24 protein-coding genes are annotated in these 19,471 nt (G+C 64.8%); 17 read left to right on the forward strand and 7 right to left on the reverse strand.

Going from position 1 to position 19,471, the window contains the following annotated elements; genetic code table 11:
• Nucleotides 1–21 precede the first annotated feature (21 nt).
• Complete coding sequence (locus BKX93_RS05345; protein ID WP_070979045.1) at nt 22–612, reverse strand: IMPACT family protein; 591 nt, start codon at nt 610–612, stop codon at nt 22–24.
• A gap of 121 nt (nt 613–733) precedes the next feature.
• Between BKX93_RS05345 and BKX93_RS25890 the strand changes: the two genes are divergently transcribed.
• The 9 genes from BKX93_RS25890 (at nt 734) to BKX93_RS05385 (ending at nt 6,016) form a co-directional block, all read left to right on the forward strand.
• A complete protein-coding gene (locus tag BKX93_RS25890) occupies nt 734–862 on the forward strand; it encodes a hypothetical protein (RefSeq protein ID WP_260799699.1) in 129 nt (42 codons plus the stop codon).
• A gap of 94 nt (nt 863–956) precedes the next feature.
• Nucleotides 957–1,379 carry an NfeD family protein gene (locus BKX93_RS05350; protein WP_046156587.1) on the forward strand — a complete coding sequence of 141 codons (423 nt, stop codon included), beginning with the start codon at nt 957–959 and terminating at the stop codon, nt 1,377–1,379.
• 11 nt (nt 1,380–1,390) lie between these two features.
• Nucleotides 1,391–2,332 carry an SPFH domain-containing protein gene (locus BKX93_RS05355; protein WP_046156586.1) on the forward strand — a complete coding sequence of 314 codons (942 nt, stop codon included), beginning with the start codon at nt 1,391–1,393 and terminating at the stop codon, nt 2,330–2,332.
• A gap of 60 nt (nt 2,333–2,392) precedes the next feature.
• On the forward strand, nt 2,393–2,926 hold the full coding sequence (locus BKX93_RS05360) for a septation protein A (RefSeq protein WP_046156585.1): 534 nt from the start codon (nt 2,393–2,395) through the stop codon (nt 2,924–2,926).
• Nucleotides 2,926–3,228, forward strand: coding sequence for a YciI family protein (locus BKX93_RS05365; protein ID WP_021477589.1), 303 nt, complete (start codon nt 2,926–2,928; stop codon nt 3,226–3,228). Before BKX93_RS05360 ends, BKX93_RS05365 begins: the two co-directional genes overlap by 1 nt.
• Nucleotides 3,225–3,491, forward strand: coding sequence for a BolA family protein (locus tag BKX93_RS05370; RefSeq protein WP_046156584.1), 267 nt, complete (start codon nt 3,225–3,227; stop codon nt 3,489–3,491). Before BKX93_RS05365 ends, BKX93_RS05370 begins: the two co-directional genes overlap by 4 nt.
• 20 nt (nt 3,492–3,511) lie before the next feature.
• Nucleotides 3,512–4,300 carry a peptidylprolyl isomerase gene (locus tag BKX93_RS05375; protein WP_070979046.1) on the forward strand — a complete coding sequence of 263 codons (789 nt, stop codon included), beginning with the start codon at nt 3,512–3,514 and terminating at the stop codon, nt 4,298–4,300.
• 27 nt (nt 4,301–4,327) lie between these two features.
• Entirely contained in the window at nt 4,328–5,110 is a 783-nt protein-coding gene (locus tag BKX93_RS05380; RefSeq protein WP_021477592.1) for a peptidylprolyl isomerase, read from the forward strand.
• 177 nt (nt 5,111–5,287) lie between these two features.
• Nucleotides 5,288–6,016: a peptidylprolyl isomerase gene (locus BKX93_RS05385; protein ID WP_070979048.1), complete on the forward strand. Its 729-nt coding sequence runs from the start codon at nt 5,288–5,290 to the stop codon at nt 6,014–6,016.
• Between the two features lie 22 nt (nt 6,017–6,038).
• On the opposite strand, the gene BKX93_RS05390 is transcribed toward BKX93_RS05385, so the two are convergent.
• Nucleotides 6,039–7,337: a chitinase gene (locus tag BKX93_RS05390; protein ID WP_046168738.1), complete on the reverse strand. Its 1,299-nt coding sequence runs from the start codon at nt 7,335–7,337 to the stop codon at nt 6,039–6,041.
• A gap of 206 nt (nt 7,338–7,543) precedes the next feature.
• Here BKX93_RS05390 and BKX93_RS05395 point away from each other — a divergent pair, with 206 nt between their 5' ends.
• A complete protein-coding gene (locus BKX93_RS05395; protein WP_083340455.1) occupies nt 7,544–9,043 on the forward strand; it encodes a S41 family peptidase in 1,500 nt (499 codons plus the stop codon).
• Nucleotides 9,044–9,142: 99 nt separating this feature from the next.
• On the opposite strand, the gene BKX93_RS05400 is transcribed toward BKX93_RS05395, so the two are convergent.
• On the reverse strand, nt 9,143–9,826 hold the full coding sequence (locus BKX93_RS05400; RefSeq protein WP_070981714.1) for a DsbA family protein: 684 nt from the start codon (nt 9,824–9,826) through the stop codon (nt 9,143–9,145).
• Nucleotides 9,827–9,831: 5 nt separating this feature from the next.
• The gene (locus tag BKX93_RS05405; RefSeq protein ID WP_070979053.1) at nt 9,832–10,692 is read right to left on the reverse strand and encodes an MBL fold metallo-hydrolase; all 861 of its coding nucleotides are present in this window, start codon (nt 10,690–10,692) and stop codon (nt 9,832–9,834) included.
• Between the two features lie 141 nt (nt 10,693–10,833).
• On the opposite strand from BKX93_RS05405, the gene BKX93_RS05410 reads away from it, so the two are divergent.
• The 5 genes from BKX93_RS05410 to BKX93_RS25055 all read left to right on the forward strand — a co-directional run bounded on the left by BKX93_RS05410 (nt 10,834) and on the right by BKX93_RS25055 (nt 16,257).
• The gene (locus BKX93_RS05410; RefSeq protein ID WP_070979055.1) at nt 10,834–11,763 is read left to right on the forward strand and encodes a LysR family transcriptional regulator; all 930 of its coding nucleotides are present in this window, start codon (nt 10,834–10,836) and stop codon (nt 11,761–11,763) included.
• A gap of 233 nt (nt 11,764–11,996) precedes the next feature.
• On the forward strand, nt 11,997–12,779 hold the full coding sequence (locus BKX93_RS05415) for a class II glutamine amidotransferase (protein WP_046156577.1): 783 nt from the start codon (nt 11,997–11,999) through the stop codon (nt 12,777–12,779).
• A 57-nt stretch (nt 12,780–12,836) separates the two neighbouring features.
• Nucleotides 12,837–14,642, forward strand: coding sequence for a putative nucleotidyltransferase substrate binding domain-containing protein (locus BKX93_RS05420; RefSeq protein WP_070979056.1), 1,806 nt, complete (start codon nt 12,837–12,839; stop codon nt 14,640–14,642).
• Nucleotides 14,642–15,250, forward strand: coding sequence for a 3'-5' exonuclease (locus BKX93_RS05425; protein WP_070979058.1), 609 nt, complete (start codon nt 14,642–14,644; stop codon nt 15,248–15,250). Before BKX93_RS05420 ends, BKX93_RS05425 begins: the two co-directional genes overlap by 1 nt.
• Nucleotides 15,251–15,588: 338 nt before the next feature.
• Nucleotides 15,589–16,257, forward strand: coding sequence for a hypothetical protein (locus BKX93_RS25055; protein WP_070979060.1), 669 nt, complete (start codon nt 15,589–15,591; stop codon nt 16,255–16,257).
• Nucleotides 16,258–16,299: 42 nt separating this feature from the next.
• Here BKX93_RS25055 and BKX93_RS05435 read toward each other — a convergent pair whose 3' ends face one another.
• Entirely contained in the window at nt 16,300–17,022 is a 723-nt protein-coding gene (locus BKX93_RS05435; protein WP_070979062.1) for a substrate-binding periplasmic protein, read from the reverse strand.
• Between the two features lie 257 nt (nt 17,023–17,279).
• Here BKX93_RS05435 and BKX93_RS05440 point away from each other — a divergent pair, with 257 nt between their 5' ends.
• A complete protein-coding gene (locus BKX93_RS05440) occupies nt 17,280–17,477 on the forward strand; it encodes a hypothetical protein (protein WP_046156572.1) in 198 nt (65 codons plus the stop codon).
• A gap of 210 nt (nt 17,478–17,687) precedes the next feature.
• Nucleotides 17,688–18,350, forward strand: coding sequence for a DUF3313 domain-containing protein (locus BKX93_RS05445; RefSeq protein WP_070979064.1), 663 nt, complete (start codon nt 17,688–17,690; stop codon nt 18,348–18,350).
• Nucleotide 18,351: 1 nt separating this feature from the next.
• On the opposite strand, the gene BKX93_RS05450 is transcribed toward BKX93_RS05445, so the two are convergent.
• Nucleotides 18,352–18,765 carry a GNAT family N-acetyltransferase gene (locus BKX93_RS05450; protein ID WP_244887245.1) on the reverse strand — a complete coding sequence of 138 codons (414 nt, stop codon included), beginning with the start codon at nt 18,763–18,765 and terminating at the stop codon, nt 18,352–18,354.
• 109 nt (nt 18,766–18,874) lie between these two features.
• Nucleotides 18,875–19,363: a GNAT family N-acetyltransferase gene (locus BKX93_RS05455; protein WP_070979067.1), complete on the reverse strand. Its 489-nt coding sequence runs from the start codon at nt 19,361–19,363 to the stop codon at nt 18,875–18,877.
• Nucleotides 19,364–19,471: the final 108 nt, after the last annotated feature.

Here is a 19,471-nt window from a genome sequence, read left to right on the forward strand (position 1 = left end):
CGCCTCCCGTTCGTTGCATTCTCAGCGGTCCGGCCCCGCCACCTCCAGCGCGCCGGCCATGCGGTCGGCCAACCCGGCCAGCCTCGCGTCCACATCCGCCTCGGGCAGCTCCACCGTGAGCCAGACCCTGTCGGCGTATTGCTGATCCACCACCGCCAGCCCCGTCTCCTGGCATGCGTGCCGCAGACGGGCCTCGCCGGAGAAATCCACTCCCAGCCGCCGCAGGCAGGTTCGGCTCAGCGGCGTCAGGACGGCCTCGGCCAGCGCGGCATTGACAGCTTGAGTGTAGGCCCTGACCAGGCCGCCCGCACCCAGTTTGATGCCGCCGAAGTAACGCACCACCACCGCCAGCACATTGACGATGTCCTTGTGCCGCAATACGTTGTACATCGGTTTGGCCGCAGTGCCCGACGGCTCTCCGTCGTCGTCCAGCATGGAATCGCCGGCGCACAGCAGCACCGCGCAGTAGTGGCGGGCATCCGGCCAGCGCGCGCGTATGGCCGCCAGCTCCCGCATCGCCTCGTCGCGGCTGGCCACCGGAAGCACGATGCCGATGAAGCGGCTCTTGCGGATTTCCACCTCGGCCTGGGCCTTTTCTTGCACCTGGAACATTCAACCCATCCTGCTGTCTGAAACGGGCGGGCATTGTAAACCCGGAGGTCGCAATCCGGCACCGCCGGCAACGCATTCGCGGTCTAAACTGAAAGCGGGAACCCATCCGGAGGGAACGGCCATGACCGCCCTGCTCCTGCTTGCACCGCTGATCGTCGCCGGCCTGTGGCTTTATGTCAGGAAATGCTGGCTGGACAGCGAAGACGCCATCCACCTGTCCCATTTCCTGCCGGACCGCGACCACGTTTGAGCTTTGTCCGCGCCGCCGGCCCCGCCGGCGACCCCGTTGTCATTCGCAAGAAATGGCCGGACAATAACCGTGATGATCGCCCCCTGAGGATTTCATGTCGCAACTCACCTTCTGGTTCGGCTGCGCGCTGGTCGCGCTGATCGCCGAATTCGTGTCGGGCACCTTCTATCTGCTGATGGTGGCGCTGGCCCTGGCCTGCGGCGGCCTCGCCGCCTGGCTGGGCGCACCGGAGCCGTGGCAATGGCTGATCGCCAGCGTCAGCGGCGCCGTCGGCCTGCTGCTGATCTATCGCCGCAGGCGCAGCCTGATGCCTCCTCCCCCGCCCCAGGACGATCCCGACTGGGGCCAGCAGGTGGAAATCCGCGCGCTCACCACCCCGGGCCATGCCCGCATCCACTACCGCGGCGCCGAATGGGACGCCGTGCTGCTGGACAGCAGGCTCAGCGCCGGCGGCACTGGTTATATCTCCGGCCGCGAAGGCAATCAGTTCAAGATCTCGTCACAACAACCGCAATAAAGAGAAAATCCATGGAAATCGTCCTGATCCTGTTCGTGGCCGTCGTCATCTTCATTTTCAAATCGCTGGCGGTGGTGCCGCAGCAGCACGCCTATATCGTCGAGCGCCTGGGCCGCTACCACGCCACCCTGACTCCGGGCCTGAACATCATCACGCCCTTCATCGACCGCATCGCTTACAAGCACAGCCTGAAGGAGATCCCTCTGGACGTGCCCAGCCAGATCTGCATCACCCGCGACAACACCCAGTTGAAGGTGGACGGCATCCTCTACTTCCAGGTGACCGACGCCAAGCTGGCCTCGTACGGCACCAGCAACTTCATCGTCGCCATCACCCAGCTGTCGCAGACCACGCTGCGCTCGGTGATCGGCAAGCTGGAGCTGGACAAGACCTTCGAAGAGCGCGACGACATCAACCGCACCGTGGTGGCCTCGCTGGACGAGGCGGCGATCAACTGGGGCGTCAAGGTGTTGCGCTACGAAATCAAGGACCTGGTGCCGCCGCAGGACATCCTGCACGCGATGCAGGCCCAGATCACCGCCGAACGGGAAAAACGCGCCCGCATCGCCCAGTCCGAGGGCGTGAAGGTGGAGCAGATCAACCTGGCCACCGGCGCGCGCGAAGCGGCGATCCAGAAATCCCAGGGCGAGATGCAGGCCACCATCAACAACTCCGAGGGCAACAAGCAGGCGGCGATCAACCAGGCGATGGGCGAGGCCGAAGCCATCCGTCTGGTGGCCGACGCAACAGCCGACGCGATCAACCGCATCGCCGGCGCGGTCCGCACCGAGGGCGGCATCGAGGCCGTCAACCTGAAAGTAGCCGAGCAATACATCGACGCCTTCGGCAAATTGGCCAAGGAAAACAATACCATCATCATGCCGAGCAACGTCGCCGACGTCGGCGGACTGGTGGCGAGCGCGCTCAGCGTCGTCAAACAAACTAATCGTTAATCCCTCTGAGAGGCCCGGCGCGGCTTGAATCTGGCCGCGCCAGCCCCCATAATCACCCGCATGAAATTTTTTACCGATCTCCTTCCCGTCCTGCTGTTCTTCGGCGCCTACTGGCTGACACGCGACATGTTCCTCGCCACCGGCGTGGCCATCGCCGCCACGGCGGCGATGGTGGCATGGGCCTGGTTCAAGCACCGCAAGGTGGACACCATGCAATGGATCAGCCTCGGGCTGATCGTGGTCCTGGGCGGCGCCACGCTGCTGCTGCACGACAAGCACTTCATCATGTGGAAGCCCACCGTGCTGTACTGGGTGATGGGCGCCGGCCTGCTGATCAGCGAATTCGCCGGCAAGAACGGCCTGCGCCTGATGATGGGCAAGCAGATCGAGATGCCCGATTCCGTGTGGCGCAAGCTCACCTGGGCCTGGGGCGGCTTCTTCGCCTTCATGGGCGCGCTGAACCTGTTCGTCGCCTATCACTTCAGCGAGGACGTCTGGGTCAACTTCAAGCTGTTCGGCGGCATGGGGTTGATGCTGCTGTTCGTGATCGCCCAAAGCCTGTTCCTGGCCAAGTACATCGAGGAAAAGAAATAATGCTGTACGCCATCATCGCGCGCGACCATCCCGGCAGCCTCGAGCGCCGCATCGCGCTGCGCGCCGAACACCGCGCGCGGCTGGCCGCGCTGCAGGACCAGGGCCGGATGAAACTGTCCGGCCCGCTGCCCGCCATCGACAGCGCCGATCCGGGCCCAGCCGGCTACTGCGGCAGCCTGGTGGTGGCCGAGTTCGCGTCGCTGGAAGAAGCGCGCGCCTGGGCCGCGGCCGATCCGTACCAGGGCGGCGGCGTTTACGCCAGCGTGGACGTCCAGCCCTTCGTGCAGGTATTTCCCGCATGAGCGGCACCGTGGAATTGCTGGAAACCGCGTTGCGGGCTCTGGAGCCCGAGCATCTGGACATCCGGGATGACAGCGCGCTGCATGCCGGCCACGCCGGAGCCAAGAGCGGCGGCGGCCACTACACGCTGACCATCGTCAGCGCGCGCTTCGCCGGCCTCAACCGCGTGGCGCGGCACCGGTTGATCTACCAGACCCTGGGCGAACTGATGGCCGGCCGCGTTCACGCGCTGGCCATTCGCGCCCTGACACCAGAAGAACTCTGAATTTCTACCAAAGGGACAATATGAAACTCTCCCGTATCGCCGCCCTGACGCTGGCAGCCTCGATCAGCCTGCCGGTCGCCGCGGAGTCGATCGCCGTGGTCAACGGCGTTTCCATCGATAAGTCCGAACTGGACACCGCGGTCGCCAATGTCGTGCAAAGCAATGGCGGCAAGGTGCAGGACAGCCCGGAACTGCGCGAGCAGTTGAAGAATTCGCTGGTCAGCCGCCAACTGATCCTCCAGGAAGCCTCCCGCCGCGGCCTGGACAAGCAGCCGGCCTTCGTCAAGCGCATGGATGAAGCGCGCGCCGAACTGTTGCGCGACGCGCTGTTCGCCGACATCGCCGAAAAAGCCAACGTCGGCGATGCCCAGATCAAGGCCCGCTACGACGAGATGGCGGCCCAGGTCTCCGGCAGCAAGGAAGTCCACGCCTACCAGATCACGCTCGGCAGCGAAGCCGACGCGCAGAAGGCCATCGCCCAGTTGAAGAAGGGCGCCAAATTCGAAGAGCTGGTCAAGACCCGCTCCATCGATCCCAACGCCAAGCAAAGCGGCGGCGACATGAACTGGGGCAATCTATCCCGCATGGAGCCCAAGCTGGCCGAAGCGCTGAAAGCCATCCCCAAGGGCCAGGTCAGCGGCTCGCCCTACCAGTCGCAACTGGGCTGGCACGTGTTCAAGGTAACGGACATCCGCAACGCCCAGATTCCGCCGCTGGACGCCGTCAAGCCGCAGATCGCCCGCCAATTGCAGGAAGAAGCCATTGCCAAGGCCGTGGAAGATCTGCGCGCCAAGAGCAAGATTCAGTAAATCCACCTCATCCGGGAATAGAACAAAATGCGTAAAATCTTGCTGCAAACCGCCCTGGTAGCCGCGTTCGCCGGCAGCGCCATCGCCGTGGCCGGCCCGACTGTCAACGGCCAGCAAATCTCCGACGCCCGCGTCGACGCCGTGGCCAAAATGATGGAAGCCCAGGGCCAGAGCGTGAACCCGCAGGCCCGCGACCAGATCAAGGACCAGCTGGTGACCGCCGAAGTGCTGCGCCAGGAAGCCGTGAAGAAGGGTCTGGACAAGTCTCCGGAATTCACCGCCGAACTGCAGAACATGCAGTCGATGGCGCTGGCCAACCGCCTGATCAAGGACTACGAGAAAGCCAACCCGATCAGCGACGCCGACCTGAAGGCCGAATACGACAAACTGGTGGCCTCGGTTCCGGAAACCAAGCAGTTCCACGCCCGCCACATCCTGGTGAAGAGCGAGGCGGAAGCCAAGTCCGTCATCGACGCGCTGAAGAAAGGCAAGTCCTTCGACAAGCTGGCCAAGGAAAAATCGCAGGATCCGGGCAGCAAGGCCAATGGCGGCGATCTGGGCTGGCAGGAAGCCGGCACCTTCGTCGCGCCGTTCTCCGAGGCGATGAGCAAGCTCGCCAAAGGCGAAGTGACCGCCAAGCCGGTGAAGACCGAGTACGGCTGGCACGTGATCAAGCTGGACGACGTGCGCACTCAGCGCAATGTGCCGCAGCTTGAAGAAATCCGGCCGCAGCTGACCCAGCGCGTGATGGGCGGCCGCATCGAGAAGTACGTCGCCGATCTGAAGGCCAAGGCCCAGATCCAGCAGTAAGCCCGCGCAACGCGCGTTACGGGGACGGCATGCCGTCCCCGTTTTGCTTGACAGCGTCCCCCGCCGCGCTTAACTTCGCGCTCAACCGAAGCAGGCCCGCCCTGCCCTTGTCACCGCTGCCGCCGGCAGCCCCATCGGAAACGCCATGACATGGCCGCTCCCTCACAGGAAAATCACATGACCATCATCGTCAACGGCGTCGAAATCAGCGAAGACATGATCGCCTCGCAACTGGAACACTACGCGGATACCCCTAGCCCGCGCGATACCGCGATCCAGCAACTGGTCCTGCACACCCTGCTGGTGCAACAGGCCAAGAGCGAAGGCCTGGACGTCGCCGACGAGCAGCAAGCCATCCAGGCGCTGCTGGACCAGAAACTGGAAGTGCAGCCGATCGACGAAGCGAGCTGCCGCGAATTCTACGAGCGCTATCCGGAGCGCTTCTCCGCCGGCGAAAGCGCCGTCGCCAGCCACATCCTGCTGCCCAAGGGCGAAGGCCTGGAAGCCAGCCTGATCAAGGCCAAGGCCGAAGGCATCCTGGCGGAAGTGCAAGCCAGCCCGTCGCGCTTCGCCGCGCTGGCGCAAGAGCACTCCACCTGCCCGTCCGGCAAGCAAGGCGGCAGCCTCGGCCAATTCGGCCTCGGCCAGATGGTGCCGGAATTCGAACAAGCCGTGTTCAGCACCGAAGCCGGCCAGATCACCCCGCACTTGGTGGAAACCCAGTTCGGCTATCACATCATCCAGGTGAACGAGCGCGCCGACGGCGGCAAGATCGGCTTCGACGAAGTCAAGGAACGCCTGCAGCACTACCTGACCGACATGGCTCTCAACCAGGCGATGCACGAGTATCTGAACATGCTGGTATCCGGCGCGCAGATCAGCGGCTACCAGATGACCGCCGCCTAAGCGACGGCCACCCGGCTCAGGCTCACCAGGCCGTCCGCGTCGCGCGGACGGCTTTTTTCTTGCTCGCCGCCGCGACAGGCAACTGGCGCAAGCTGGCCGCCACCGGCTTGGAGAAGTTGTAGCCGTCATGGCGGTCCCAGTTGATCGACCAGGTCATCGCGCCGCGGAAGGTTGGATAAGCCTGCGCCGGCAGCACGCCGCCGCAGCCCTGCAGCGCGGTCAGGCAGCTCAATGCCTTGGCCACGGTGTCCGGCGTGACGAAACCGGAATTGGCCGAGCTGCGTCCGGACGGCACGCCGAAGGCCACCTGGTCCGGCCGCAGGCCCTTGAAGCTGCCGGATGCGCCGTTGCCGAGCGGGAAGCCTTCGATCAGCATCTTGCTGCCGCCGACCAGCATGTCCACCGAACCCTCCGGCAACGCGCCGGTGGAGTACGGCGTGTACAGCCCGCCGTTGTTGTAATACTGGACGTGGATCACCGAGAGGTCGTCGCGCAGCCCGTCGATGATGGGCAAGTAAGCGCCCCAGTTGCCGCCGTAGGCGACATAGCCGCCCTGCACATACGGATGCTCGGGCGCCATCGACAGATAGAAACTTGGTCCGATCTTGGCCTTCAACTGCTTCACCGCGCTGACCAGATTGCTGATGATCGGCGCGCCCACCGACACGCCGCTTTCCAGATCCAGATCGATGCCGTCGAAGCCGTACTGCCCGATGATGGCGGCCAGGCTATTGACGAAATTCTGCGCCTGCGCGGCATTGTTCAGCGTCACCGAGCCGTTCTGGCCGCCCAGCGACAACACCACCTTCTTGCCCTTGGCCTGCTTGGCGCGGACATCCTGGATGAACTGGACGGCGCTGCCTGCGGCCGGGTCCAGCGTGAAACTGACATTGCCGTTGCCGGCATCGTCGGCGAAAGCCACCACGATCACGTCCCAATCATCGGAAACCTGCGCCAAGGGGAAAGCCGCGCCGCTGGGATTGGCGAAATTGTGCCAGTAACCAACCAGCGCGTGCTTGGCGAACGGCGCTGGCGTGCCCGGCGGCGGACTGGGCGGCGTCGGAGGATTGGGCGGGGCGGGGTCGCCGCCGGAGCAGCTGCCCCCCGCCTTCCACAACGTCGGCGTCGCGGCGGGATTCCAGTTGGCGCCCGGATAGGCGGTATGCGCGGTCAGCGCGGTGTAATTGGCGTTTTGGTAGGCGACCACATCGCCAGCCTTATAGCTGACGCCCTCGGCCCAATCAGGGCAGGCAGCCCACACCTGCTGGCCAAGAACCAGCGACAACGCCATTGCAATTGCCCCGCCTGTCGTTCTGCGCATCGACCCTCTCCTCATTGCGATTAATTGGTATCAGATTGGTATTTCATGATATGTCGGCGACAATATCTTTCAAGTCATGAATTCCAAATAAATATCAATGGCAGTCAGGCCATCCATTAGGGCGAACTATAAAAACAAATAAACGACATTGGCATCGCAAGGCGATCCGCGTACGATAGCCGTTTTGCTCTGCCCGCCACCTCTCCATGCCACCTTACTCAGTCGCCAAACTCGCCGCAGCCCTGCTTCTAACCGTTCCATCCTGCTTCGCATCCACAGCAGCCTCGGACGCGGCGTTCGACCGACAGGCCTGGTTGCAGGATTACCGGCTGCTGAAGCTGGAACTGGAAAAACGCTACTCCCACCTGGCCTGGATGGCCTCGCCCGGCAGCGGCGTCAACCTCCCTGCTCTGGACCGGCAGGCGCAAGCCATGCTGGCACGGGCTCGCGACAACGCGGAAGCCAGGCAGGCCATCCTGTATTTTCAAAACGGCTTTCGCGATGGCCATTTCTCTTCGATCAAGCCGGTCACCGAGCCATCCTCAGCCGCCGCGGAACCCCCGAAACGGGACTTGTCGCGCGACAATGCGCTCGATGGCTGCGCATCGTTGGGCTATGTCAACGGCAATGGCGGCGCCTTCTCGCTCCCTTTCGAAACCCTGCCCGGCGTGCGGCTGACCGCTGATGGCCTTGCCCTGCCGATGAGAAGCGGCATCGCCGATCTGGGAGCGGCCGGCAAACTCGCGCTGCTGCGCATTCCGTCCTTCAATCCCCGCAACTATCCCCAGTTGTGCCAGCAAGCGTGGCAAGCGATGCTTGAACGCGGCGACCGCCTCGATCCCGACAAGCTTTTCACCGATATCATGCGCGCGTGGTACCGCGAAACCGCCCAGCGGCTGCGCGAGCTACGTTCGGCCGGCACCCGCGCGCTGATCGTCGACATCGGCGACAACCCCGGAGGCAACGACAGCGGTGACGCGATGTCCCGCCTGCTGGGCAGCGGCCCGGTCCGCTCCGCGCCGTTATGGCTGGCGCGCTCGCCGCAGGGAGAGGCTTATCTGCGGGAATGGATAGAGAACTTGAGCGCAGGCCTGCCGCCGGAAGCCACGGCGGAAGATAAAGCCGTCCTGCAACCATTCCTTGATGCGTTCCGCGCCCAGGCGTCGCAACTGCGGCAAGCGCCGCCCGTAGACATGAGCTGGGTCTGGCGCGAGCAGCGCGCCTTCGATCCCGGCGCGGCGCGCAGCCGCTTGGTCCAGGTCGCTTACGCATCCGGCGCGGTGGATCACCTGGAGCCGGGCCGCTATTCGAAAATCGTGTCCGAAGCGCTGTTCTGGCCCGCGCAGTCCTTCGGCAGCCAGGGCGCCTGGCAAGGGCCGGTCTATCTGCTGACCAATGGCCAGACCTATTCCGCCGCCGAGATGTTCGCCGCCGTCAGCCGGGACAACCGATTGGCCAAAACAGTGGGGCAGCGGACCGGCGGCGACGGCTGCGGCTTCATGAGCAAAATGCAGCCCCTGGTTCTGCCGCACTCCGGCCTGAGCTTCCGCATTCCCGATTGCGTCAGGCTGCGCGCCGACGGCAGCGACGAAGTCGCCGGCATCGCGCCGGATCTGCCAGTGGATGCCGCGCCGGGAGAAAGCAGGCGCGCGATGGCGCAAAAGACGCTGCTGGCCATCGCCGCCGATCTCGCGCCTCTCCCCTAGCCGGACTTGATGTCCGCTTGAGCAATACTCCCGGCATTGGCTCGCCCATGAAAAAACCGCCGCTCCCGATGGAACGGCGGTTTAACCTGCGATGGAAAATCAGCGGCAGCTGTCCGGCGTGCAGAACAGCGCGTCGTCGCCGGCCTCTGCCGGCTTGGGCAGCTTCTCCGCCAACGCGGCGGCCAGTTCGGCCGGCTTGCCCAGCCAGCCGGACAGCTCCAGCCGCTCCAGCTTGCCGTCCTGCTCCAGCACCACGGACGGGAAGCCTCGCAAGCCCAAACGGCCCATCTGGCGGCGAGTGTCGTCGATGTGCGTTTCGGCTTCTTCTCGAGCGGACTGCCAGGCCGCCTGGAAGGATGCCGCGTCCGTGCCCAGCTCGACCGCCAATTCGCTCAACACCGCGAACTCGGCGATGCGCCGGCCTTCCAGATAATGGGCGCGCTGGATGCGGGCCAGCATCGCCAGCGGCGCGATGCCCAGCCTGGGGGCTGCCAGCACCGCGGCGATCGGCGGGTTGGACGCCAGCGGCGCGCCGATGTCGTTCAGCAGGCCATCGTAGTAGGCGTCGCCGAAGGGCTGGCCGCTCATCTGGGCGATGCGCTTGTCGTGCGGCATCACGTAGGCGCGCCAGTCCGGCGTGATCGCGCGGCCCTCTTCCTCGTCTATCATGCCGCCGGCGTGCATTTCCACGCTGACGCCGGGCAGCGCGGCCGCCGCCTGCAGCAGCGGGGAGGCGCCGTAGCACCAGCCGCACAGCGGGTCGTAGAAGTAATGCAGTTTCATGCTGATCACCACTTCATCTCGCCCTTGCGCACCTTGGCGCCCAGCTCCAGCGTGGAGACTTCGGCCGCCTTCGGATAGGCCTGCTTCATCGCCTCGATCAGCTCGCCGCTGTTGCGGGTTTCGGCGTTCTTGGCTTCGAAGGTCTTCAGATAGTCGCGGGTGTAGCGGATGGCGGACACGTCCATCTTGTCGCCGGCGATCATGTGGCCCGGCACCACCACTTCCGGCTTCAGCGCTTCCATGTCGTCCAGCTGCTTGTACCAGCCCTTGCGTTCGGCGTCGTTCTGGGTGTCGGCGGTCCAGACATGCATGCCGGAGTAGATGCCCACGTTGCCGACGATGGCGCGGATGGACGGAATCCACATATAGCCGCGGTGCGCCATCACGCCCTTGGTGTCGCGCAGCTCCAGCGCCTTGCCTTCCAGCATGATCTTGTCAGTTTTCAGCGCGGTCGGCAGCAGCGGCTTGGCCTGCGGCGCGTTGGCGCCCATCTTCGGACCCCAGAACGCTACCTTGCCCTTCACATTGCCCTTGATGTGGGCCAGCACTTCCGGCGCGGCCACCAGCTCGGCCTTGGGGAATATCTGCTTCAGCACCGAAGCGCCGAAGTAGTAGTCCGGATCGGCCTGGCTCACGTAGATGGTCTTCAGGTTCTTGCCGCTGTCCAGCACCTTGGCGGCGATGCGGTAGGCGTCGGCGCGGGTGAAGCCGGTGTCGATCAGCACGGCGTCCTTGTCGCCGGTGACCAGCACGGAAGAAACATTGAAGCTGTTGCCGTCGGCGTTGTACACCGACAATTTCAGGTCGCCCGCATGGGCGAAACCGGCGGCGGCGAGAGCGGCGGCGATCAGGGTTTGGCGGATCATAAGGTGACTCCTTGGTCTAATGCCGGCGCCCGCCGGCGGGTTGCACTGCGTTTCAGTGATGATGCGCACACTATAAGCGCAAGAATCGATCCAATAAATCAGCTAAACTGCACATTATTGTTTCTTAAATCGTGCAAATAAATGGACCGACTCACCGCCATGCAAGTCTTCGCCGAAGTCGCCCAGCTGGGCAGCTTCACCGCCGCCGGCGACAAGCTGGACATGTCCCGTCCGATGGTCACCCGCTATGTCGAGGAGCTGGAGCAATGGCTGGGCGTCCGCCTGCTGCAGCGCTCCACCCGCAAGGTCACCCTCACCGACGCCGGCCTCGCCTGCCTCGCCCGCTGCCGGCAGATGCTGGAGCTGGCCGACGAAGTTCGGGCGGATGCCGGCCAGCGCGACGGCCAGGTGCGCGGCCTGCTCCGCGTGGCGGCCAGCACCTCGTTCGGACTGGCGGTGCTGGGCGGCGCGGTGGCGGAGTTCGGCGAGCGCCATCCCCAGCTGCGGGTGGACCTGCAGCTGGGCGATCGCGCCGTCAACCTGATTGAAGAAAGAATAGACCTCGCCATCCGCATTACCAACGAGCCGGATCCCGGCCTGGTGGGAAGGCGGCTGTGCGACTGCCGCTCCTTGCTGGTGGCCGCGCCGTCCTACCTGGCGCGGCACGGCGCGCCGCAGAGTCCGGAAGACCTGGAGCGGCACCGCTGCCTCAGCTACAGCAACTTCGGCCGCAGCGAGTGGAAACTGAAACGCGGCGGCGAAGAACAAAAGGTGCGGGTCTCCGGCAATATCAGCGGCAACGAGGCCAGCGCGCTATTGAGCGCGGCGGTGGCCGGCGCCGGCATCGCGATGCAGCCCAGCTACCTGGCCGCGCACCACGTCAGCCGCGGCGAGCTGGTGGCGCTGTTGCCGGAATGGCAGCCGACCGTCCTAGGCATACACGCGCTCTATCCATCGCGGCGGCTGCTGCCGCTGGCGCTGCGCAGCCTGCTGGACTTCCTGGTGGACCGCCTGGGAGGGCCGCTGCCGCCATGGGACATTCCGTCGGCGCTGGCCGGGCGCACCGCTTGAAAGACGATCCGCGGCCAGGCATTGCAAGCCACGCCCTGCGTTACTGACGCAGAATTCCGCAGCTACCCTCGACTTCGACGCTTATATCGATCAGTCATGCCTGCATAACTTTTGCTATCGGCTATCGCAGGGCGATTGCCTGCGGCCGCAAGATCGCCTAAGCTCAGCTACAAGACCATCCCGGCAGCCAGGCCGGAGCCGCGCAAACCGTTTCAAGAAGTGGAATCAAGCCGATGTGCCAGCTGCTGGGCATGAATTGCAATACCCCGACCGATATCCTGTTTTCCTTCGAAGGCTTCCACCGCCGCGGAGGCCTCACCGACCACCATGCCGACGGCTGGGGCATCGCCTTCTTCGAAAACAAGGGCTGCCGCGTCTTCCTCGACGACAAACCGTCGGTGGAGTCGCCGGTGGCCGATCTGGTGCGCCGCTACCCGATCAAATCCGAAAACGTCATCGCCCACATCCGCAAAGCCACCCAGGGCGAGATCAACCTGGCCAACACCCATCCCTTCATGCGCGAGATGTGGGGCCAGTACTGGATCTTCGCCCATAACGGCAACCTGGAAAGCTTCAACCCCGGCCCCGGCGAGCACTACCGTCCGGTGGGCACCACCGATTCCGAGCGCGCGTTCTGCCATTTGATGGAAAAGCTGCGCGTCAAATGGGCGGAGCCTCCAGAGGAGGGCGCGCTGTTCGAGGAAGTGGCGAGGCTGGCCGCGGAGATCAGCGCCAGCGGCGTGTTCAACTTCATGCTGAGCAACGGCCAGTCGCTGTTCGTCCACTGCTCCACCCATCTGCATTACATCATCCGCCGCGCGCCGTTCAACACCGCCCATCTGGTGGACGACGACGTCAGCGTGGACTTCGCCACCGTCACCACCCCGCGCGACCAGGTGGCGATGATCGCCACCCAGCCGCTGACCGACAACGAGCGCTGGACCCCGCTGTCGCCCGGCGAGCTGATCCTGTTCCGCGACGGGGCGCCGCGCCTGATCCACAAACCGGCCGGCTGACACCGGAGCGGCGATAGGCGTTATGCTGAAGGGAACCACCCGCAGCACGGACACGCCATGAGCCGCTTCGATCTCAATCACCCGCCGTTCGACACCCTCGCGCCCGCGGAACGCGACGCGCTGGAAGCCCGCTCCGACATCGTCTATTTTCCCGACGACGCCCAGATCGTCGGCCCGGACCAGCCGATGGACGCGCTGTACATGGTGATCAAGGGCGTGGCGGCCGAGCTTGCCGGCGACGAAACGCTGGGCCGCTACCGCATCCACGATGTATTCGACGCCCGCTCGCTGGTGGCCGGCCGCGCGGCCAACCGCTTCGTCGCCGAGGAGGAAACGCTGCTGCTGGCCCTGCCTCGCGACGCGGTGCTGGCGCTGACCGACAGCAACCCGCGCTTCGGCGCCTATTTCTACGCCAGCGTCGCGGAAAAAATGGGCCTGCTCGCCCAGCGCGCCGGCAGCCGCGAACTCCAGACCCTGTTATCCGCCACCGTGCGCGACGCCGGCTGCCGCCAGCCGGTTTTCGTCGACGCCGCCGCCAGCATCCGCGACGCCGCGCGCGCGATGAAGGAGCAGCGCAGCAAATCGGTGCTGGTCCGCGACGGCGAAAGGCTGGGCATCTTCACCACCACCGACTGCCGCGACGTCATTTTGGAAGGCGTGGACAGCGGAGAGCCGGTGGGCCGCCACAGCAGTTACCAGCTGTTATGCATAGACAGGGACGACTTCCTGTTCAACGCCCTGCTGCTGATGACGCAACGTAATCTGCGCCGGCTGGTGGTGACCGAAAACGGCCAGGCGGTCGGCATCCTGGCCCAGGTGGACGTGCTGTCCTATTTCTCCAATCATTCCCACCTGATCGCCCAGCGGCTGGACCGCGCCGCCGATCTGGATGAGCTGGCCGACATAGCCGGACAGATCGACCGGCTGATCCGCATCCTGTCCGGCCATGGCGTGCGCCCTCCCCAATTGGGCCGGCTGGTGCAGGCGCTGAACGCCCGGCTGTTCGCTCGCGCCTGGCGCATGATCGCGCCGGCGAGGCTGGCGGAAAGCAGCTGTTTGCTGGTGATGGGATCGGAAGGTCGCGGCGAGCAGATACTGAAGACCGATCAGGACAACGCGCTGCTGCTGCCGAATGGAGAAGACTTTCCGGAAGCCGCTGCCTGCTGCGAGGCGTTCTCCGCCGCGCTCGCCCGCTTCGGCTACCCGCCCTGTCCCGGCGGCGTGATGGTCAGCAATCCGCATTGGCGCCTGTCCCTCAGCGACATGCGCGACCGCATCCACCATTGGCTGACCCGCCCCGACGGCGACAGCATGCTGCAACTGGCTATTTTCTGCGACGCCGAATCCGTATGCGGCGACGAGGCTTTGCTGGCGGATTGCCGCGGCTACCTGCGCGCGCGGCTGCAGGACGACGCCGGCTTCTTTTCCCGCTTCGCCCGCGCCATCGACCAATTCGACACCCCGCTCGGCCCTTTCTCGCGGCTGCGCACGCGGGAAAGCGGCGGCCGCGAGCTGCTGGACCTGAAAAAGGGCGGCATCTTTCCCCTGGTCCACGGCCTGCGCGCGCTGGCGCTGGAAAACGGCATCGACGCCGCCTCCAGCGCGGAGCGCGCCAGCTTGCTGGCGGCGGCGGGCAAGCTGGAAGCCGGGCTCGCCGACGACATCCTCGAGGCGCTGGCCTTCCTGTCCCAGCTGCGGCTTGAACGCGGCCTGCGGCGGCTGAACGCCGGCGAGAGCCCCGACAATCTGATCGAGCCGGAAGCCCTGTCCACGCTGGAGCGCGATCTGCTCAAGGACGCGCTGGCGGTGGCGAAGCGATTCAAGACCCAACTGCGCCACCATTACCGGCTGGGTAGCTTCTGATGCTGGAGCGGCTGCGGCGGCGCTGGCAACGCGCGCGGCTGCGCGATCCGGCCTGGAGCGGACTTTTCGACGAGCCTGCGGGCGAAATGGTCAGCCTGGACTGCGAGACCACCAGCTTGAACGCGGCCGAGGCCGAGCTGCTGTCGATAGGCGCGGTCAAGCTGCGCGGCAACCGCATTCTGCACAGCGAGGCGCTGTACCTGCTGGTCAGGCCGGAGGGCATACCCAGCGCCGGCAACATCGCCGTGCACGGCCTGCGCCGCCGCGACCTGGCCGACGCCTTGCCTCCGCGCGAGGCGATTCTCAGGCTGCTGGCCTTCATCGGCGGGCGGCCGCTGCTGGGTTACTACCTGGAGTACGACGTCGCCGTGCTCAACAAATACGTGAAGCCCTGGCTGGGCATCGGCCTGCCGCAGCGGCAGATCGAACTCTCCGCCCGCTATTACGACTACCGCTTCCGCCAGCGTCCGGATTCCCACATCGACATCAGCCTGGACGCGCTGCACCGTGAGCTGGGCGTGCCGGCCTTGCCGCGCCACGACGCGCTCAACGACGCGCTGAGCGCCGCGATGCTGTACCAGGCCCTGCGCAAGCGCGGCTTCGGCTGAGAACCGCCGACCAAGCCAGAACCAAATCAGTACGACGGCGCTCGGATCCTCCGCGAGTTTTTCCAGCGGCGCCCATGGCGCAACATCTGTAAACATCTCCCCCGCTCGACGACGGCAATCTGGCACGCCTATTGCTGAGCCAATCCACGCCAAGCCATTGTTTTCGATTGGAAAATCAGAAAAACAGCGATTTCCGCGGCGACAACGGCAAACATTGAACGGCAAGGCGGCAACAATTGCCGGCCGGACGGGAGTCCACGCTCCGACCGGCTGCCGCCAAGGACAGCAGCGGATCCGTGAAGCGCTGCCCGGCAACATCGTTTTCAAGGAGAAGCACCATGTCCGTCAGCAGCACCAATACTTCGAACGCCTATTGGCAGCAGATGCAGACGCAGCGCCAGCAACGCCGGCAAGACTTCAGCAATCTGACCCAGTCGGTCCAGCAGGGCGACATCACCGGCGCGCAGCAGGCGCTAGCCGCGCTGCAGCAGTTGAACGGCTCGAACAACGGCAATAGCGGCAACAGCGGCGGCGACTTCAGTTCCGCGCTGAACAACGCCATCAGCGCGGCGTCCTCCACCTCGCCTTCCAGCTCGAGCGATCCGTTCGCCGCGGCGAACGGCAGCCAAACCAGCAGCGGCGCAAGCAGCGCCGGGAGCTCCATCTCCTCCTTGCTGAACACGCTGGGCCAGGACCTGCAGTCCGGCAATCTCAGCCAGGCGCAGCAGGATTTCCAGCAACTGCAGCAAGGCCTGCAGGCCGACGGCACCCAGCAAGCCAGCGGACAGCACCGCCATCACCACCATCATGGCGGCGGCGAGCAACAAAACGACAGCGGCCTGCAAAGCCTGCTGAATGCCGCCAACGGCAGCCAAGCCCAATCCTCTGGGACCACAGGCTCCGCCAACTCGACCAGCGCCCAGCAATTGCAGGCCGCATTGAGCCTGTATCAGGCGAATGCCGGCAGCAACGACATCAGCAGCCTGTTGATGTCGATGTCGGTCTGAAATGGACGCCCGGCGGGGACGGCTTGCCCGCCCCCGCCGCGTCTAATGATAGGGGGCCAGCAGGCGGCGCATCTCCTGCTGGCCTTCCAATGATTCGCAAGCCTGCTTCAACCTGCCCATCGCATCCGCGTCGCGCGCCAGCGCGCTGGACTTCGAGACGTAAATCCTCAGCGGCTGGACGTCCAGCTGCCATTCTCCCAAAGCCTTTCCGGCCAGGCCCGCCTCATCCAGCACATTGCCGCAGCCGGGCCGCACGCAAACGGTGGCGTCCAGCCTGCCCGCCGCCAGCATCTTCGCGCCTTGATCCATATCGCCGAGCAGCACTCTGGCATGCGGCACCGCGCGGTCGAACGCATCCAGCGTGTGGCTGCCTCTAAGCTCCCCGACAGCGAGGCCGGCGAAGCTGCGCGCCGATGGATGCGCGCGCCCCGGCTCCTTCAGATAGACCAGCGATACCTTGAGCGTCGCCACTTCGCAGATGGGGATGCCGTAACGCTCTCTCTCCTCGGTGGGGATGCCCAGATTGATCGCGTTGGCTCCGCTGCGCATGCCGTCTATCACCCGCAGATAGGGTCTGACCTCGGCCTTGATCAGCACGCCGGTCTGCGCCGCCAGGAAACGGACGAAATCCGGTCCTACGCCCCGGTCGCTGTCGGCCACGCCCCACGGCTCCACCGCGAGCGTGTAGGAATGGAACAACACAGGCCCCGCGGCCGCAGTTGCGGCAGCGGCGGCCAGAACCAGCCAAACAAGCCGCGGTTTCATCGCCTCTCCCGGCCTGCGCGGCGGCGATCCGGCAACGCATCCGCGCGCTCCGGGCCTCCGCTCGGGCCACTTTCGTCAGTGTAGCCCAGCCGCCGTCCTCCACAGCGCCGCCTCCCCCAACCAATTAATGACAAAAGCATTATTTCAATTTGGATATTCATTTACGAAAGAAAAATATTCATCAAAAGATGTTGCCTGCATATAAAAGCGGCGTAAAATGCAACGGCGTTCACTCTCAAACAAAAAGGCGTTCGATCATGAAACCCGGTAATGCCGACGCGGACGGCCTCAGTCCCCGCAATCTGCTGCAATACTGGCTGCGCAAGCTCAACGGCTCCCGTCTGAGCGCACATGACAAACTGCATTTCGAACCGCTGCAGGAGGAAATCCTGCTCAATCTGATGGTGGCGGCCTGCATCCTGATGTTGGCGCTGTACGCCTACTTCGCCCGTTAAGACCCGCTAACAAAACCCCTGATCCCGCGTCGCGCCTCCTTGTCGTACGACTAGTACTGCCTGCGTCGGCGCGCCTTGGCTCAGGTTCTCTACGAGGTTTTGTTAGCGGCTCTAAGCGGCCCTGGCTGTTCCCGCGCGACAAGCTCTCCGCTTCGAACTATCCTGTCTGCGGCATGTCACCGTACTGAAGCCAAAACAAAGGAAACGATAATGAGACTGTCCGCACTGACACTATGCTGTGCCCTGGGATTCAGCCTGCCGGCCTTGGCCGACAGCGCCGACAATCTGTTCACCGTGCCGCTGGACGCCTTCCAGCCCGGCAAGATGGTGCCCGGCCAGCGCGTGTACCAGAAACCCGGCGTGGATCTGAAGGCTTATCATTCGGTGTTGCTGGAACCCTTGCTCTTTCTGCGCCAGGCGGATGACGGCAGCTGGGAATTGCTGCAGGCAGGAGACGAAAACGCGATCGTCGGCTACTTCCATGATCGGATGCAGGCGGAACTGAAAGCCGCCGGCGTAGAGGAAGCGCTGCAGCCGGCGACGGGCGTCGCCCGGTTGCGGGTGGCCGTCACCGGCGTGAGCCAGGACAGACCCGGCGTCAACGCCATTGATCTGCTGCCGGTCAAGGCTGTGTTCAATCTGGCCCGCCTGGCCACGGGCAAAGAGCCCTACTTGCTGAAGATCGCGAGCATGGCGCAACTGGAGGATGCCCAGGACGGCGGCCTGCTGGCCGGCACCGTCAACCTGCGCCAGAACGAAAAGAACAAGACCAAGGAACAGCCGATGACGCTGGACCTGATCAAGCCGCTGATAGACGAATGGTGCCGCCAGAGCGCTCGCCAACTGGCCGCCCATCTGGGCAAGGCCCCGTGACTCACAGCGGCTTGCGCATGAACAGGCTGTGCGGGTCTTCCCGGTAATCGCCGAAAGGCGGGCAGAAATCGTAGCCGGCGCGCCGATACAAAGCGATCGCCTCATGCTGATGGATGCCCGTCTCCAGCATCACCACCGCGCAGCCCCTGGCGCGCGCCTGCTCCTCCAGGAATGACAGCACGGCCCGCGCCGCTCCCTTGCCCCGGCATTCCGGCTTGACGAATACCCGCTTGAGCTCGCCGAACTCCGCTCCGCACCATACCGCGCCGCATCCCAGCACCGCGCCTTCCTCTCCTCGAATCACGGCGAAGGCCACATCCGGCTTCAACAGCGCCGACACATCCACCCCATAATGGCATTCTGGCGGATACAGGGGTTTCTGGTAGGCGTCCAGCTCATCAATCAAAGCTATCACCTCAGGTTGGTCCGGACGCTCCAGTCTGATCGACACCCTGTTCGCCGCTCCATCGATGTCTGGTCTTGTTCTTTCTTGCAAACGCATCCTGTTTCCTTGGCTATTGTTCTCAACTCGGCCGGATCCATTCCGCCATCTGGCCGCGGTACTTGACGAATCCCCTCTTGGCGTCGCCGCGGAAGCCGGCGCGCAGAAATAAGCGGTGCGCGTCCTCCCGGCCAAGCGAGCTGAGCAGCATGATCTTGGAGCAATCGCGCGCCAGACTGCGCCGCTCGGCCTCCCGCAGCAGCATCGCGCCCAAGCCGCGGCCGCGCCAGCGCGCGTCGACCACCAGGTTCTCCAGCACGGCGAATGGCTGCTCCCCGTACATGATGTCATCGCAAAAACCGAGCCAGGCGGTGCCGGCCAGCTCGCCGCCGCACTCGCACACCAGCACCTGCGCCCGTTCGCCGCCCGCCAAGGCATCCAGCCGCTCCCGCAACACTCGCGTTCGCGCGTCGCCGGTCAACTGGCGATACAGGGCCGCCAGCGCGTCGGCATCCGCGCCGGCGGCGAGCCTTATTTCAACCGGATGCCCTGCGCTGGCGCGCTCATGCATGCCAGAAGCCTCCCATGACAAGGCCCGCCTCGCGGCGGGCCCGATGTGTCTGAAAACGGCAATCTAGCAGAAAACGGCGGCAGCGACAGCCAAACAGATGACGATGGT

It is taken from the genome of Chromobacterium vaccinii, assembly GCF_001855275.1.
Lineage (GTDB): Bacteria > Pseudomonadota > Gammaproteobacteria > Burkholderiales > Chromobacteriaceae > Chromobacterium > Chromobacterium vaccinii.